This window comes from Melghirimyces profundicolus (assembly GCF_003054245.1).
Taxonomy (GTDB): domain Bacteria; phylum Bacillota; class Bacilli; order Thermoactinomycetales; family DSM-45169; genus Melghirimyces; species Melghirimyces profundicolus.
Window position 1 is genome coordinate 47,378 of sequence record NZ_QBKR01000008.1, and the last position, 15,918, is coordinate 63,295.

Genomic DNA, 15,918 nt, shown 5'->3' on the forward strand with positions numbered 1-15,918 from the left:
TTGACTTTCGTTGTCACCATTTTTTCCTCCACAAACGGGTTTTAAACGGTATGGGTTGCGTGCAGCGTCATACCCGGACAGCAGCCTGGTTGACTTTTTCCACCCCGGGGATCCCGTCCAGTTCTTTCATCAGTTCAAACAGGGCGTCATCTTTCTTTTTTGCCTCGATCATAATATCCAACCGGTCACAGTGCTTCCGGGCCATTTTCATAAACGGGAGGAGATCGTCCGGATCCACGTAGTCAGCGTGACTCCGGAAGTCTTCTTCACTTTTGGGAGTCGATACATGAATTTTGGGTGGAAAGGTTTCCTTCTCCCATGTGTTGACGATTTCAGGCCACAGCTCCTCCAGGCTTTCCCCGTCATGATTGCAACGATGATGATGAATATCCAACACCATGGGCACGCCGCAGCTTTTGGCAATTCCCAGAGTCTCCCCCGCCGTAAAGGCTTTATCGTCGTTTTCCAGACAGAGATATTGCTGAAGCTCCGGTTTCAGACGGGCAAAATTTTTCTTAAAGGTCTCCCCGGAGGCTTTTTTGTCTCCGTAAACCCCGCCCACATGGATATTGCATTTGTAAGCGGAATCCAACCCCATCGCCTTCAACATGTTGACATGACGTCTGAGATCGGCCACCGAGGTCTGGAGCACCTGCTTTCGGGGGGTGTTGAGCACGGTGAAATGATCGGGATGAAACCCGCTTCGAATTCCGTTTTCCCGGACGAATTGTCCCAGGGGCTGAAAATCCTTCGCCAGGACTTTGACGAAATCGATCTTTCGCACCGACTCCAAACCCGCCAATGGAATCAGTCTGGAGGAAAAACGGTAGAAGTGGATATCATGGGCTATGCAATGATAGAGGATCCGCTGGGTATTATGCAGGTTTTCCCTCGCGATCCGCACAATTTTTTGGAGGGCCGCTTTCCGGTCCGCAATCTGTTCGAAGGTTTTCTTCGTCATCGTTTTGGAAGGAGAGGCGTTTTTCACGTGGAGACTCATGGCGACGAAGCCGAAACGAACCAACATCCTGATCACCCTCCGTAGGTTGCCCTCAAGAAGCCCGATGTATGAAAACCCGGGGATCAACCATACTGTGGGTGAGGTGATCCGTATGTACATGGGAAGAACGCTGGACGAATTGACCGGTGTGCCGGTGTCGGAGTGGGAGATGGAGGAGCTTTCCTATCATCACTTCGCCATGTCCCAGTTATCCCCGCTGATGAATGCCCAGGGTATCAGCCTCCACCATCAGGTGATCAAAGAAATTGAACGGAGGGGCGGCCTTCATGACTCGAAGGATGAAAACCACCCCGGAACCGACAGGGAGAGTTACAACGAACACCGGTTCACGTTTTGAAAACCCCAAATCACCCGCGGATTCAGCGGGTGATTTGGGGTTTCAACGAATCTGTTCCACCGCTTTCTGATAACGCATATTGCCGGGATCGAGATCCAACGCCTTTCTGTAATGGTCCGCCGCTTCCTGTTTCCGGCCGAGCCGTTGCAACACCACACCGAATTGATAGTGGTAAGCGGCTGTTTTTGGTTTCAGTTCCATGGCTCTTTGGGCACTCTCCCCGGCTTTTTGGTATTCGCCTCGGTAGTACAGGGCGATGGAAAGAAAATAATGGGCTTTCGCGTTGTCGCCATTCAGCTCGATGGCGTCTCTCAAGGTCCGGACGGCGGCATCCACCGACTTCGCCGCCTTCTTTTCCTGTCCCTTTTCCTTTGAGTGCCTTTCTCTTTCCGCCAGATGGGCCTGTCCCAAACGGATCCGGTATTCCGGTTCATTCGGCTCAGATTCAACGGCCTTGCGGGCATGTTCCACCGCTTTTTTTGAATTCCCTTCTTTCAACAAATATTCGGCAAGGGAAAAATGATAAACGGGTTCTGCCGGAGACAGACGAATCGCCGATTCGACGGATTGAACGGCCGCGCCGTAATCCTGCCGGGCGGCTTCGATTTTACTCTGGTGAAAATAATATTCCGCGTTTTTTGCGTCGAGAGAAACCGCTTTGCGAACCGATCTCTCTGCGAGGTCCAGATCATTGGAATAAAGGGCGTACACCGCCAGCGCATCATACATCTCCGCTTCGGGCACACTCTTCACGCCCCGGAGCATGACCTTTTTTGCCTGCTCGTATTCCGCTTTCTCTCCGTACAGCCGGGCGAGGTAAAGCCAGTATTCCTTCCCGGAAGGATCCGCCTCCACCGCCTGTTTGGCTTTAGCCAAGGCCTGTGCGCGCTCCCCGCTCTGCATGAACCTCACGGATTCCCCGTAATACCGGGCGGCGTCTTCCGCATGATCGGCAAACAAGCTCCCTTCAGTGAAAAAATAACCACTCGCTCCCAACCCCAAAGCCAACAGCACACCCGCCGTCCAGAGAAACCGCTTGGTCCGGCGCGGCGGGAAAAATCCCCGGGGCTCTCCCTCTGTGTTCTTTACCGGAGCAAGGGGACGATCCGACGAAACATCTCCGCCCTTGCCCGGCACTTTGCTCCAAACCTTTAACCCAGGGGAAAGTTCCCGGGATTTGTCATGACCTTTTTCATCCGATCCCTCTGCCGGGCTCGATCCCTTTTCCCCATTGGCCGGGAAAGGACGACCCGCTGTCCACCCCTCCCAGCTCCCGGGAGTCAGGGGATGGGCCGGCAGGGACGGCTTCCCGTGCAGCCACGATGCGAAGGGATCGTTCCGGATCCCTTTCGGACCGTTTTCTGCCGGGGCAGCCTCCGGCTCGTCCGTCTCTGGGACAGGCGCATCCAGAGATTGAATCAACGCAGCCAAACCGGGACGTTCCCGGGGATCGGGACTCAGGCTCCGCTCGATCCATTCCTCGATTTCAAGGGGCACATTCTTCCGGTGCCTGCAAAGAGGTCCGCCTTCGGCCGAGGAAGGCCCGGTCCCCGTCAACATGAAATAGGCCAAGGTGCCCAGGGCGTGAACCTCCCGGGCTTCATCCGAACCCCTCATCTCCCCCGGATTCAGCGCCCCGGAGTTCGCAACCGCCCGTTCGGGCAAACACCCCTCCGGCCCCCCCAGGAGGAAGCGGGCCCCGTCTCCGGTGAGAAAGATATTCTGAGGATGAATCACCGTCACACCGTCTTCCATCTTCATCTCCGCCAAACCGGCGGCGACGGCTTTCAATATGCGAACACTCCCGGACAGGGACAAGGGAGCCGAACGGTAGAGGTGATGGGCCAACAAGGTCCCTTCCAGATTTTCGAAGACTTGATACAGAACCCCGTCTTCCACGAACAGGGACTCCACCGGGAAAAAGGGGGAGGGGTCCCGGTGGAGAAACGATTCCGGCCGGGTATGCCGATCCAGCCAACGGAGATCCATGGCATGAATGAAACGGGTGGACGCTTTTTCCTCCCCGTTACCTGCTTTCCCGGGATCGAGCCGAACATAGTACAGCGTTCCCACCACGAAAGGATATACCTTTAACACCCGAAAGACTCCCCGGATCCATTCATCCTTTCTCTTTTTGATCATCCGCACCTTCTCCTTATCCCCTATCAACTGAATTCACTGAAATTATGACTCGGAAAACGTTTTTTCCACAGGCTCGGGTCTTTTTCATCTTACCACGGACCACCGGGAAGCGTTGTGGAAAGTGAGCGGCAGCATCCACCCAAAGCCGCTCCGGCTATTTTGGGTAAACGCTTCCCCTTTCCTTGAAAACCGATCATTTTATTATTATGACTAAATTAAAACTTATGGCGGATACCACTTTACGGGCCGGAAGGCCATAATGGACAGGAATATGTTGTAAGGGAGGAATCAAGGCCTTGCCCAGCAAAAAAGCCAAATTTGCCGCCATCACCTCCATGTCGTTGATGGGCCTGCTGGTGGCCAGCCCCGTTTACGCCAACCCGTCCGATTCGTTGCAAGATCCGGAATTATCCGTTGAAGTCGATCCCGGCTCCGGGGACGGGACCCCGGTATCGGTTCAAAGCCCGTTGGATCCGATCCTCAATCCCTCCCCCAATCAACCCGGCAACCCTTCCAAAAATCCGGAAGAACCCGAACCGGGAGAGCCGGCCCCGGAACTCCCTGGTAAGGGTGACGATGGGGATGAGCTCCCCGGTGGGGACGATAACATCGGCCTTCCCGGCGGCGATCTTTCGGGGGAGGGGGATGACAACAACGGCCGTGATGACAAAAACGGCGGCGACCACAGTGGTAACAACGACGGTTCCGATGACAACGGAACGGACGGTTCCGCACCGGAAGAAGATGAGGACCTGGTAACCCCGCCGGATCCGACCGATCCCCCCGAAGACAAAAAACCGGAATCGGTCAGCTACCTCCATCATGCCAAAGAACAACAAAAAATGACGGACAAATCCTCCGGGGAAGAGGGTGGCAAAATTCCCGACACCTCCACCTCCCACCCGGCTCAAATGCTCGCCGGGCTGATGGCCGCGTTGACCGGTGCCGCCCTTCTGTGCTTCCGCCGCTTCCGCTCCCAACAGAGTTGAAGCCATCCCCTGGACCGTTTCCCGAATCCCCCTTGAAAGGGGGATTTTTTTGTTGACACACGCCGGCAGATCCGGCAGGAAAAAGCGGAAGACCCGAAAGACCAATGAAAGTTCTCCCGCTTAAAATAATCCACGGTATCATTGTCTGTTCCCGGACTCCATGGGAAGTAAGCAGGGATCGATTCAGGGATTAAAAAAGGCGTCCCTGGATCCCTTCCGGAGTTTCGGACGCGATTTTCACCGCTTTCCGATAGACGTTGGGCAGTGCGTAGGCCGTTACTTCCGACTCTTCGACCCAGCGGCAATCCTCGGGAAGAGATCCTCCATCACCAAGACACAGCGCCTCCACCAACGTCACATACCATCGTCGGTGGCTGAAGATGTGCTCCATTTCTCCGAGAATGGAGCCCAGTTCCACCGTCAGGCCCTGATCGGCAAGAGTTTGTTTTAAGGTTTCACCCGGGGAGGATTCCTCCGGCGGGTGATCCACGGTGGGCAGTCCCCACATGCCGGCCAAAAGGCCCTCTGAGGGACGGCGGTGAAGAAGCACCCGGTCTCCCTTCCGGATCCAACCGAAGGTGACGCGGGCAGGGACCGGAGGTTTCCCCTTTTTCTTGACAGGCAGCTCCTCCTGAATTCCTTCCTTCCGGGCCCTGCATTCTCCGCGCACCGGACAGGTGTCACAGGTCGGGGACTGGGGAGTGCATACCAAGGCTCCCAGTTCCATCAGCGCCTGATTAAAGTCCCCCGCCCTTTCTTCGGGAATGAGCTGCCGGTCGAGTTCTTCCATCCTGCGCCGGGTCGAAACCTTGGAAATATCCTCCCCCAAGGCAAACCACCGGGACAAAACGCGGAGCACGTTCCCATCCACGGCCGGTACCGGCCGGTCAAATGCGATACTCAAAATGGCCCCCGCAGTGTAAGGACCCACTCCTTTCAGACGGGAGATGGCATCGGGATCGGAGGGCACTTCACCCCCGTAGTGTTCCACTACTTCTTTCACCGCGGAATGAAGATTTCTCGCCCGTGAATAGTAACCCAACCCTTCCCAGGCTTTGATGACTTCCTCTTCATCCGCCTGCGCCAAGGCTTTCAGAGTCGGAAAATGGGCCATGAACCGCTCGTAATACGGAATAACCGTATCCACGCGGGTTTGTTGCAACATGATTTCCGAAACCCAGATCCGATAGGGATCCTTGTTTTTCCGCCAAGGCAGATCCCGCCGGTTTTGATCGTACCAATCCAGGAGATGCCTGCGGATGGCCCCGATCCACTCCCCATCGGGTTTTGGAATGGAGTCGCCCGCCTTTAATGCCATGGAAACCCTCCCCGTTCCGTTCTGTGTGGTGTTGGTTGGTCTCATTCCGGGGCCTCCCGGCTCTGTTGGAGACGGACGAGTTTCAGGACTTCCCCGTTTTCCGTTCCTTCGCGAAGCAACAGTTTGTTCCGCTTTTCGGACAGATAAAAACCATGAATCCATCGGTCGGTTTGATAGATTTGTTTCTTTTCCATCCGCTCACTCACATAGAGGATTTCGTGTTCCCGTGCCAGCCAGACTCCATCCGGACCAAACCGGATATAGTCGGCCTCGCTCTGCACCTGATTTTCCACCTGACTGTAAACATCGTAGACACGGGATTCCAGACTCCTCAGATCGATCAGCTTCAAAATGCCGTTGACGGTATAGGACAGGTAGTCGCTCCCGGAACTCAACGTCAGGTGATTCAACCGGGTCGGCATCAGGTTTTGCTCATTCTCCACGTAATGAAACATTTTCCCGTCGGTGACGTGAATCTTCCCGAAAAACAAATCGCCCTTCACCTTTTTTCCGGTGGGAAAGGCCAGGTACCGTCCTTCCGGGTCCCAGACGGCCGGCCCTGCAATCCACTGATCCGGTTCGGTGCGATAATAGGTGACCGATTTCCCGCTTTCCATATCCAGCACAACCAGACGGTCGCCCAAAAGAGAAGGGCGGTCGCCGTCACTCTCCTCTTTCACCTTCCTGGATCCGGCGACATAGGCGAGCCGGGCACCCGTCGGGGACCAGACACCGGTATTTCCGGCCAGGGTCATCACCTTTTTTGCGTCTTTTGTTTCATAGACGGCACGGGCCATCAGGAAGTACTCGCCTCCCGGGGACCAGCGCACCCAGTCGGCTCCGGTGGCAGCGGTCTTGTTGACTCCTTTCCTTAGGACCCGGTCCCGTCCGTCCTCCACGGAGTACAGGTGCAGATCCAAATCCGCCCCCGATTCCCGGGTGTAAATAAAGGCATTGCCTGCGGGGGAGACGGAGACCGGCTCCTTTGACAGGGAGAGAGAGTCGGTGATCTTGGTGGTCCCTCCGTCCCGCTCCAACACCAGGGAACGCCCCGACTGTTTGTCCAGGATCCTTACCTTGACGCCTTCCCCCAGGTGGTACACCTCTTTGCTGTCCCCGTACCGCCGGGTCCAGTCTTCCTTGACCAGGCGTCCGGTGGTCAGGTCAAAAATATAGTAATCGCTCCCCCGATCGGTCTTTCCCCTGAAATAAAACCGATCCCCCTGAAAGAGGTAGGGGACCACCTCACGAAATCCCTTTTGTTCCAATACGGTTGAAGAGGAGGGACCTTCACGGACAAGCCAGATGACCCCGATCCATCCACCGATCAAGAACCCGAGGAGCAGGATGGAAACCCACCCCGTTCTGACGCGATCCCAACCGGTCCATCCGGCTCTTCCAACCCCCGGCATTTCATCGTGCCACCGTCGCCCCAGATTCCACATCCCCGTTACGCCCCTTAAGCGTTCAAAATCAAACCATCCTAATGTACTTCGCGCACCGTCGCGACTCCCTTTTTTTTCCGCTTCAAAGAAACTCTTCGGATTCAGTTTATCAAAAAGTTTTTGCCCTTTGAATATATTTTCGTCGCCGTTCGTCTGTTATGATGGATCGATACTCCGCCGAAAAGAGGGACATTCTCTCGGAAAAGGGAGAGGGTTGGATTGTGGAGGGTCCTCCGGCTCTCCCTGTGCTATAATGGAGCAGGATCAAATCCGCCACCTTCCATTCCCGAACGTCCGTCTCATATGGGGAGGAATCGGATGTCGACCGGTCCTTCCCCGTCAAATCACCGTTTTCCCGGCTTACGGGGTACGAACGATTCGATTGAACCACTTCTGCACGGAAGGTGAGACAGAATGAGCTTATTTGCAATCCAGCGGTTGGCAACCACCTGGTTCTGGACAGCCGAATGGATGACAGACATGGAAGGAATGCAAAAAAAAGCGGAAAAGGTCGTCGAGGACCCCTCAAACGAGCTTTGGAGTCCCTTGGTCGACAAAGTTCTGATTCCGCTCGGACAGATCACCCTGATTATCCTTCTGGCCTACATCGCCCTCCGTTATGTGGACCGGGTGATCGACCGCCTGCTGAATATCAGCCGGTTTCATCAAAAAAAAGGGGCCACCCTGAACCGCCTCATTAAATCGACGGCGCGATATGCCATTTGCTTCATTGCAATCATCGCCGTTCTGGAGAAATTGGACGTTCCCGTCACCTCCATCCTCGCGGGAGCCGGTATCGTCGGTCTCGCCGTCGGTTTCGGCGCCCAGAATCTCGTCAAAGACGTGATTTCCGGCTTTTTCATCATCTTTGACAACCAAATGGATCTGGGCGATTACGTTCAGATCAACGGGAACATCGAAGGCACCGTGGAGGAGATCGGCCTCCGGGTCACCAAGATCCGGGAATTCAGCCAGCGCCTCCATTATGTCTCCAACGGGGAAATCACCCGGGTGACCAACTACAACCGGGATCGGATGCGGCCTCTGGTGGGTGTGACCGTCCCCTATGAAGCCGATCAGGAACTGGTTCAGCGGACCCTTCACGATATCAACGAAGACTTAAGCCGGAGGCTGGCCCCTTATGTCATCGAGCCTTTCAGTCTCTTCGGGGTCACCAACATCCAGCATGATGGTGTGGAATACACCATCATGGGGGTCGTCACTCCGGAAGAATACTGGATGGTGGAACGGGAAATGCGGAAAACCATCGTCCGCGTATTCCATGAAAAAGGAATCGAAATCGCATACCCGCGACAAATCCTAGTCCCCTCCCAGGATCTCCGGCCCATCTTCCCTGTGGTTCCGCAGAACGAAAAGAAGCCGGAAGAACAAAAGCGGAAGGAGATCGAAACGGAACCAAGCCGGGAAAAGGGAGATGTTCCAGAAGGAGAAGACGGCTGAGAAACTCCCTTGCGCTCAGATGGTGCGCATGATGGCGGCCAGGATCGCCGTCACTCCCAGGGAAATTCCCACCCAAAAGACCAGCCGTTTCATATCCGACGCCAGCGTTTTGGTGTGATCCACCGGCTGGCGTTTTTGCTTTTTCTTCTGCTTTTTCGACATGGTTGCCACTCTCCTTGAATCGGTTAGTACCAAGACCTGAAGCCCTTGTCATTATGATCTTCATTTTACAAAAATATCTTTTCGCTGTAACATAGATGTAAAGCTTCTGTTAAAAGGCACATTTCCCAGGTCGCTCACATATTTTTTATCAGGGGTTTCATTCCGTCTCCAAATCATTCATTTGGCATAGGTTCTCTGCGAAAAGGGAAAAAGCAGAGTAGAGGTGAACAAGATGTTTTTCAGGGAGAGTATGACCGTCATCCACCAATCCTACGGTACACCGCGAGTGATCTATTCCTTGCAGAACCGCCTGGAGCGGGCGAATATCCCCAGCGAATTGAAAGTCCGACAAGGAAAAAGCATAACCACCTATCAACTGCTGGTGCCCCGGCGGGATGCCAAAAGAGCGTTGGAACTCCTGAACCGCTACAAATCGGAGCTGGAACAGGCCTGAATCTCCGGTTCACCCGCTGAGAAAGTCCCACAGATAAAAGGTGACGTAACTCCTCCAAGGTGCCCAATCTTCCCCCCATTGCCGCACCTCGGCTTCCGTCGGCTGATGGGCCAGACCGTACAGTTTTTTCAGAGCGTTTCGGAGCCCGATATCCGCCGCCGGCAACAGGTTGGGACGGCCCATGCCGAACAGCAGTAAACATTCCGCCGTCCAACGGCCCACTCCCCTCAGGGCAACCAGACGTTCCACCACCTCTTCGTCGGGCAGCCGTTCAAGTGCTTCAAGGTCCAATCTTCCATCCGCGATCATCCTGGAGAGATCGATGATGTACTCGGCTTTCCTGCGGTTAAACTGCAGCTTTTGAAGGTCCGTATATTCCAGGCGGGCCACCTGCTCCGGGGTGGGGAATACGGGAAGCCGTTCATCCCCGTACTCGAGAGTTTCCCCCGCAAGCTCCACCAGACGCCGGATCAAAGTCCCGGCGAAGGAGAGATTCAGCTGCTGGCTGACGATGGTTTTTATCAGGCATTCATATAGGGTGGGATCCAACATGAAATGGAGTCCGGCCCTGGCTCTGATCACGGGTGCCAGGCGGGGCTCCTTTTTCATTTGTTCGTAAAATGGCTGGAGATCCACATTCAGCGAGAGCATTCGACGGACCAACCGCTCCAGGAGCTCCCGTTCCTTACGGCTCAGGTCTTCTTCCACCCGTACCCGGACACCCCCCGCTTCCCAATCCAGCTTCACCGTCACCGGGCGATGGCCCAGTCGCAGCGTCCTGTAAAAACAGCCGCCACGATAACGGTAAAACGTTTTTTCAAACAGAAGCAACCGTCGGGTGGTCCGCTCGAAAGAATAGGGTTGGGCGGGTTCCAATCTCAGTTCGGTCATCCTCGGATTCTCCTTCCCCGCAAATCGTTTCTATTATATCATCCCTTTCTTTCCGTCGGAACGCGAGGACGAAGACAAGGCCGACGAAAGGGGCATTCCCTTCCGCCGGCCTTCCGGCATCCTCTATTCCACGAAGCCCTGACGGCTGCGGTTCATCACTCCACCAGTTCCACCTGGACCCCTTTTTTCACCCCGAAACGGCGGGCTTCATCCACTTCGTCCATATAGACGTCAATCCGTTGACCCTGGATCGCACTGCCCGTATCCTGCGCCACCCGGTATCCGATCCCCTCGATATACACCAGGGAACCGATGGGGATCACGGCAGGATCCACCGCAATGGTGTATCCCTCCTCCACCCGGGCCCCGCTGGAAGTGATTCCGTAACCGGGATCACCGGGGGATTTCCCCGTGGATTCCCGTCCCGATGTGTACGCGGTCAACGTGAATTCACCAAGGGATTTCCCCCGCGCCATGGCGGGAATCGCATTCCCTTCCTTCCCCTTCTTCCCGGAGCTCTCATTTATCGGAATACGAAGTTCCTGGCCAATCTGGATCTTCGAGGGATCCGCCAGGTGATTCAGTCGGGCGATGGCATTCACATCCGTTCCGTGTTCACGGGCAATCCCGTAGACGGTATCCCCTTTTTCCACGGAGACGGTCTGATACTTCGTACCGGCTTCCGCCATCTCCGACAACCGGTCTCCGTTTCCCCAAATCAGGGCCCCCAATCCCGCCAGGCAGAGGGCCGCAGCCAACCACCGGTTCTCAGTCATCGACGATCACCTCATAGATAGATTTCATTTCTTTTACTAGATTTGCTATCCATCATGGCCGAAACCGGAAGAGGTTATACCTGCTTCATCCCGTTGAGGTAAATGGGCAGCTTCTTCCAACTTCATCAGAGGTGAACGTTCTTCGATCCGGAAGGATCGGGACCTTCCGCCTGCGCTTTCGCAACCAAATAAAAAGGGCCTTAACGGTTCTCCGTCAGGCCCTCTTCCGATAATTCATCCAGAGTTTTGGTGAAGCTGGGGGCGAAATGTTCCAGGAAATAGTCGATCTCCGGCATCTCCAACCGGTCCAACCGGGTTTTCAAATCTTCTTTGGCGATGGCAAACTCCCGGTTTCCGGCGGACATTTCCGTCAGGCACTTCAAATACCCGTCCAAAAGATCCGCCCCTTTCACCCATTTGTACAACTCCGGTTCCGTCTCCCGGATCAGAGGGGCGTAGCTTTTTTTCAACTCCCGCGGGATCAGGTCACACAGCCGGTCGGCAGCCAGATCTTCTATCTCCCGGAATCCTTTTAATATCCTTGGGTTATGGTGTTTGACGGGACTGGGAATGTCCCCTGTGATCACTTCCGTGGCATCATGAAACAGGGCGAGGGTCACAGCCCGCTCCACAGGCACGTTTTTCCCGTAAACTTCTGCCGCGATCGTACAAAGGGCATGGGTGAGCACGGCCACGTGATAACTGTGCTCGGCGACGTTTTCCGGCATCACGCTACGCATCAGGTTCCACCGTTGGATGAAGCGCAACCGGAACAGATTGGCAAAAAAGGAGTTCAAGTCTCCCACCTCGGTTGTCTCAATGAGTCAAAACCCAGAAGCGTTCTGTGAGTGCAGCCGGAGCGGCTTTGGGTAAATGCTGCCGATCACTTTTTCACAACGCTTCTAGCTAGTGTCTGTTCGCTTCCGGAACCTGCGATTCCTGCCGGGAAAACCATTCCGGGCGACGAAGGCACCGCTTTTCATATTGGTCGTGGATGACGATCACGGCCAACATGAATATCAATCCGATCTGGGGAGCGATAATGGGATAATCGTACATCCCGTGACCGAGCAGGGCAAAAATAATCGACGTCAGTGCGCCCGCCAACCGTTTCTCCTCTTTCTGATTGGCCGTCTTCCGCCACCGTCGGGCACGGTGAGTCGTTACTGCAATCAGGCTGAGGAAAAGCAGCAGTCCAACCCCCCCGTACTCCACTGCCATTCCCAGAAGAATGTTGTGGGCATGAAAGAGGTACTTCCCCGTCATCTGGTCAAACAGGTAACTGAAATGAAGGGGCAGCACCCCCGTCAGCCAGTTTTGTTCAAACAACCGGAAAGAGTTTTGCCAGACAAAAATGCGGACCTCCGCCGTGGCGAATAACGTCTCCTCCCGGGGAATCAGCGTTTTGTTGGTGTAGATGATCAACCCGAGGAAGAGCAAACCTAAAAAAAGGAGCACCGTCCGCTTCCGGTTTCCGGTCATCCACACCTGAATCAACAATCCGATCACCAGTCCCACCCACGCTCCGCGGGAACCGGTACACCAAATCCCAACGCAATAAATCACGAACGAAGCCAGGGCCCCGATTCGATGCCACCGTTTTTTCAACACCGAAGAAGCGTAAATGCTGAGCAGGGCCAAGCAAATCAGCATCGCCGCCGCGAGGTTGGAGTTGGAAGCGGTTCCGATACTTCGAACCGATTCGGCCTGTTGCATCGGATAAAAGCCCAGTAAATAAAAAAGGATGGATTTCTCGGTCGGGATCCAGTCCACACGCTGAAAGACGGTGACGAAAGCCACATACAAACCGAAGAACCAAAATTGGAGATAAAGTCTCTGAAATTTCCGCCAGTCCCAGTCCAGAACCTCTTTGACCCAGACGGAAAAGAGATAGTAAAGGCCGAAAAACAGAACGGGAACAAAGCCGACGGGAAGCCATCCGAACAGCAGATAGGGATTAAAAAACCAACTGATTAGAGACCAAATCACGAAACCGAGAAAAATCCGTTCCGGCCATTCGAATAGATTCCATTTTCCCCTGTTGATGAACAAAACAGCGATCCCGAGTGCCAACATCACCAAAACGGGAAAGAGGGGGGAAATCAGGATGTTGATATGTAGGAATTGCATCCATCGTTTATATATTTCATCTCTGCGCGAGTCCATATCCACTGACAGACTCCCTTAACCGAAAATTACGTTGCCCTTTGCATTATATCCATGCAATGGCAAAAGAACAAGATATAGAAAAAACACAAACTCAGGATGTGATTGGAAAAGCGGTCGGTCAGGAAGTCAACAGGTTCAGGACAGCATTGACGCTGTGGGAGGGATGAATGTGATGCCGCCAGTTCAACATCCGTTCACGGAGCCGGTCCAAGCAGGGATCCTTCGACAACAATCGTCGGAACCAAAGATCCAGGTCCGCATCATCCACCGCCGCTTCAGCCAATCCTTGTTCGACCATGAAGCGGCTGTTGTTTTCCTCGTGGCCGGGTATCGCCCCGTAAATCAGAAGAGGCTTTCCCTTGGCGATCGCCTCGGAACAAGTCATTCCCCCGGGTTTGGACACAATCAGGTCCGCTGCGTCCATCCAATCGGCCATCCGATGGGTGTAACCGGTGATCCGGATGTGGGGGTGATTCATTCCTTCCTCTTTTTCCAGGGTTTCTTTCAGTCGCCGGTTATGGCCCGTGCAAACCAGCACCTGCATCCGATCCTTCCATTTGGCCGCCGCCCGCACCAGCCGGTCGGTCCTCCCGATTCCCAATCCTCCCCCCAGGATCAGGACGGTGGGCATGTCCGCAAGTCCCATCCTTTTCCGGACTTCCTCCCGGCTTTGCGATTCCCAGAACCGTGGATCCGTGGGGATGCCGGTAATGAAAATCCGGTCGCCCTCCACTCCCATCCGCTCCAGCTGGTCCTTCACCCCGGCATGGGTCACCAGGTAACGTTCCGTTTCCGGGTGGATCCAGGAACCGTGGGCGGAAAAGTCGGTGATGAGGGTACAGAGGGAGACGGGGAAACCCTCTCGGATCAGCCGGGCCACTCCCGAGCTGGCGAATGGATGGGTGGAAACAACCAACCGGGGCCGGTAGCGCATGAGGTAGTCAGCCAGACTGGAATAAAGAGCCTGATACAGACACCATTCCACCCACCTCGGGAACGCGCGGGAATGATGCTGGCCATAAACTTTTTTCCACAGACCCGGGACCTTCTGAATCATACCCAGGTAAGAAGCCAACAGCGCCCGATGGACTTGAGGCCGCAACTCGCGTCCCAGCTCCACCGTATGGACACCGATTTGACCGTTTGATTCACGGATCCCTTTTTCCAGTGCTTCGGCGGCCTTGGTATGCCCCGTACCGAAATTTTCCGACACGATCAGTACGTTTTCCGTCTGCGTCCCGTCACCCGTTTCCACTGCAACGGGACCATCCGCCCAGGCAGTTTGGTTGATCATACCCTTTCCACCTTTCTCCGGTTCCGACCCGGCAGTCGGCGATCACCCGACAGGCTGCGGTGTATTTCCGTTCGGCTTCACAAGTGGCCCTCATTATACCATAGACAGCTGATGGACAACTGATTCAAGCCTTTGTCCGAGTCCGGCCGGGGTCTCTTGAAGCGTTGCGAAAAAGTGAGCGGCTGCATTTACCCAAAGTCGCTATTTTGGGTAGACGCTTCCCCTTTTCTCGAAACGAACATGAAATCACAAAGGCTTCTTGTGGCAAAAGAAAAAATCAGGCGCCTCTTCGCCTGATTCTTACATTCGGTATATAAACGTCATTTTTTGGCCAGGTGTTTCTCCAGATCATCCAACATCTTATTGGCGCCCTGGATTCCGCCGGAGAGGTTCCAGTAAACATCGTTCACTTCATAAACCTTTCCTTCCTTCACCACGTCCAGCTTCTTGAAGAGGGGTTTGTTCATCCATTCTTCCTTCAGCTTGGTGGCCTTTCCGTCCCCTTCTTCCATTGTCAGGACGAACATGACGTCCCCGTCCATCTCGGGAATCCGCTCTTCGGTCACTTCACTGGAGTGCTCCTCTTTGATCTGGGATTTCGGGCGCTTCAACCCCGCTTCTTTCACGATGGCATCCGGGAAGCCGTTGTGGTGAATCCGGACCAGCCCCGGAAGGAACCGGATAATGGAGACCTTGGTGTCCAGTTTATCCCCCATCTTTTCCTGAAAGTCTGCGATCTTTTGGTCCCATTCCTTCAGCAGTTGGTCAGCTTTTTCTTCTTTATTCAAAGCTTTGGCGTACAATTTGAAGTTGTCCTTCCAGACATGGCCGACCGTTTCGCTGTACACGGTGGGGGCGATGGCGGACAGCTTGTCATAAATCTTTTCGTGACGGACTTTGCTGCCGAGGATCAGATCGGGCTTCAGTGCGGCGATCTTCTCCAGGTTGGGCTGGACTTCCTCGCCCACCACTTCAACGCCCTTCATATCATCCTTGATGAAATCATACCAAGGGTCCCCGATCCAGGATTTGACCGCACCCACCGGCTTGATTCCGAGGGCCAGCGCATTATCGACCCCGTCATTGGTCAACACAACGACCCGTTCGGGCGTTCCTTTGATCTTGGTTTCCCCCATCGCGTGTTGAATCACACGGGTTTTTTCGTTGTTGGCTTCCTGATCCCCGGAAGCGGATCCCCCGGTTGACGCACCGCTGCCACAACCGGCGGTAAACACCAGAAGCAACGCCAATCCGACCGCAAGCCAACTCTTCTTGGCAAAGCTCATGGAATATACCCTCCGTTTCTCATTGAAAACGATTTTCAATTACAGTCTTCATCTTAATCTCACAGCCAAAAAACTGTCAAGAACAAATTTGAAAATGATTATCATTTATTGACCCGTCATCTGATAATGATTATCATACAAGTGAGTACCTTGGTTGCAACATGAAGTTACCG

15 protein-coding genes are annotated in these 15,918 nt (G+C 54.5%); 4 read left to right on the top strand and 11 right to left on the bottom strand.

Features of this window, described 5'->3' with window-relative positions:
* Positions 1–67: 67 nt before the first annotated feature.
* Positions 68–1,027 (bottom strand): UV DNA damage repair endonuclease UvsE, encoded by a 960-nt coding sequence (gene uvsE / locus C8P63_RS07280; protein WP_108022694.1) that lies wholly within the window; start codon positions 1,025–1,027, stop codon positions 68–70.
* On the opposite strand from uvsE, the gene C8P63_RS07285 reads away from it, so the two are divergent.
* Positions 999–1,358 carry a hypothetical protein gene (locus tag C8P63_RS07285; protein ID WP_146172133.1) on the top strand — a complete coding sequence of 120 codons (360 nt, stop codon included), beginning with the start codon at positions 999–1,001 and terminating at the stop codon, positions 1,356–1,358. The genes uvsE and C8P63_RS07285 overlap by 29 nt on opposite strands.
* 42 nt (positions 1,359–1,400) lie before the next feature.
* Here C8P63_RS07285 and C8P63_RS07290 read toward each other — a convergent pair whose 3' ends face one another.
* Entirely contained in the window at positions 1,401–3,500 is a 2,100-nt protein-coding gene (locus C8P63_RS07290; protein WP_108022696.1) for a tetratricopeptide repeat protein, read from the bottom strand.
* 296 nt (positions 3,501–3,796) lie between these two features.
* On the opposite strand from C8P63_RS07290, the gene C8P63_RS07295 reads away from it, so the two are divergent.
* A complete protein-coding gene (locus C8P63_RS07295; protein WP_108022697.1) occupies positions 3,797–4,489 on the top strand; it encodes a hypothetical protein in 693 nt (230 codons plus the stop codon).
* A gap of 190 nt (positions 4,490–4,679) precedes the next feature.
* Here the strand turns inward: C8P63_RS07295 and mutY are convergent, their stop codons facing one another.
* Positions 4,680–5,852, bottom strand: a complete 1,173-nt coding sequence (gene mutY, locus C8P63_RS07300; protein WP_245920763.1) for an A/G-specific adenine glycosylase — start codon at positions 5,850–5,852, stop codon at positions 4,680–4,682.
* A complete protein-coding gene (locus C8P63_RS07305; protein WP_146172134.1) occupies positions 5,849–7,252 on the bottom strand; it encodes a TolB family protein in 1,404 nt (467 codons plus the stop codon). Before C8P63_RS07305 ends, mutY begins: the two co-directional genes overlap by 4 nt.
* A gap of 414 nt (positions 7,253–7,666) precedes the next feature.
* Between C8P63_RS07305 and C8P63_RS07310 the strand changes: the two genes are divergently transcribed.
* Entirely contained in the window at positions 7,667–8,713 is a 1,047-nt protein-coding gene (locus C8P63_RS07310; protein WP_108022699.1) for a mechanosensitive ion channel family protein, read from the top strand.
* Between the two features lie 15 nt (positions 8,714–8,728).
* On the opposite strand, the gene C8P63_RS19030 is transcribed toward C8P63_RS07310, so the two are convergent.
* The gene (locus C8P63_RS19030; RefSeq protein ID WP_170109546.1) at positions 8,729–8,875 is read right to left on the bottom strand and encodes a hypothetical protein; all 147 of its coding nucleotides are present in this window, start codon (positions 8,873–8,875) and stop codon (positions 8,729–8,731) included.
* Between the two features lie 223 nt (positions 8,876–9,098).
* Between C8P63_RS19030 and C8P63_RS07315 the strand changes: the two genes are divergently transcribed.
* On the top strand, positions 9,099–9,329 hold the full coding sequence (locus C8P63_RS07315; RefSeq protein WP_146172135.1) for a hypothetical protein: 231 nt from the start codon (positions 9,099–9,101) through the stop codon (positions 9,327–9,329).
* 9 nt (positions 9,330–9,338) lie between these two features.
* On the opposite strand, the gene C8P63_RS07320 is transcribed toward C8P63_RS07315, so the two are convergent.
* From C8P63_RS07320 to C8P63_RS07345, 6 genes are all read right to left on the bottom strand, one after another.
* Positions 9,339–10,220, bottom strand: coding sequence for a DNA-3-methyladenine glycosylase family protein (locus C8P63_RS07320; RefSeq protein ID WP_108022702.1), 882 nt, complete (start codon positions 10,218–10,220; stop codon positions 9,339–9,341).
* Between the two features lie 155 nt (positions 10,221–10,375).
* Positions 10,376–10,996, bottom strand: coding sequence for a 3D domain-containing protein (locus tag C8P63_RS07325; protein ID WP_108022704.1), 621 nt, complete (start codon positions 10,994–10,996; stop codon positions 10,376–10,378).
* Between the two features lie 200 nt (positions 10,997–11,196).
* Positions 11,197–11,802 carry a 5'-deoxynucleotidase gene (gene yfbR, locus C8P63_RS07330; protein WP_425437260.1) on the bottom strand — a complete coding sequence of 202 codons (606 nt, stop codon included), beginning with the start codon at positions 11,800–11,802 and terminating at the stop codon, positions 11,197–11,199.
* A gap of 100 nt (positions 11,803–11,902) precedes the next feature.
* Positions 11,903–13,162 (bottom strand): O-antigen ligase family protein, encoded by a 1,260-nt coding sequence (locus C8P63_RS07335; protein ID WP_146172136.1) that lies wholly within the window; start codon positions 13,160–13,162, stop codon positions 11,903–11,905.
* A gap of 121 nt (positions 13,163–13,283) precedes the next feature.
* Entirely contained in the window at positions 13,284–14,459 is a 1,176-nt protein-coding gene (locus tag C8P63_RS07340) for an MGDG synthase family glycosyltransferase (protein ID WP_108022710.1), read from the bottom strand.
* 320 nt (positions 14,460–14,779) lie between these two features.
* On the bottom strand, positions 14,780–15,745 hold the full coding sequence (locus C8P63_RS07345) for an ABC transporter substrate-binding protein (RefSeq protein WP_108022712.1): 966 nt from the start codon (positions 15,743–15,745) through the stop codon (positions 14,780–14,782).
* Positions 15,746–15,918 lie beyond the last annotated feature (173 nt).

What these genes read in the sequence shown, in the direction of transcription:
- C8P63_RS07285 (WP_146172133.1), top strand. Translation starts at nt 999, where the DNA reads ATGGCGACGAAGCCGAAACGAACCAACATCCTGATCACCCTCCGTAGG.
- uvsE (WP_108022694.1), bottom strand. Translation starts at nt 1,027, where the DNA reads ATGTTGGTTCGTTTCGGCTTCGTCGCCATGAGTCTCCACGTGAAAAAC.
- C8P63_RS07290 (WP_108022696.1), bottom strand. Translation starts at nt 3,500, where the DNA reads ATGATCAAAAAGAGAAAGGATGAATGGATCCGGGGAGTCTTTCGGGTG.
- mutY (WP_245920763.1), bottom strand. Translation starts at nt 5,852, where the DNA reads ATGAGACCAACCAACACCACACAGAACGGAACGGGGAGGGTTTCCATG.
- C8P63_RS07305 (WP_146172134.1), bottom strand. Translation starts at nt 7,252, where the DNA reads ATGTGGAATCTGGGGCGACGGTGGCACGATGAAATGCCGGGGGTTGGA.
- C8P63_RS07310 (WP_108022699.1), top strand. Translation starts at nt 7,667, where the DNA reads ATGAGCTTATTTGCAATCCAGCGGTTGGCAACCACCTGGTTCTGGACA.
- C8P63_RS19030 (WP_170109546.1), bottom strand. Translation starts at nt 8,875, where the DNA reads ATGTCGAAAAAGCAGAAGAAAAAGCAAAAACGCCAGCCGGTGGATCAC.
- C8P63_RS07320 (WP_108022702.1), bottom strand. Translation starts at nt 10,220, where the DNA reads ATGACCGAACTGAGATTGGAACCCGCCCAACCCTATTCTTTCGAGCGG.
- C8P63_RS07325 (WP_108022704.1), bottom strand. Translation starts at nt 10,996, where the DNA reads ATGACTGAGAACCGGTGGTTGGCTGCGGCCCTCTGCCTGGCGGGATTG.
- C8P63_RS07335 (WP_146172136.1), bottom strand. Translation starts at nt 13,162, where the DNA reads ATGGACTCGCGCAGAGATGAAATATATAAACGATGGATGCAATTCCTA.
- C8P63_RS07340 (WP_108022710.1), bottom strand. Translation starts at nt 14,459, where the DNA reads ATGATCAACCAAACTGCCTGGGCGGATGGTCCCGTTGCAGTGGAAACG.
- C8P63_RS07345 (WP_108022712.1), bottom strand. Translation starts at nt 15,745, where the DNA reads ATGAGCTTTGCCAAGAAGAGTTGGCTTGCGGTCGGATTGGCGTTGCTT.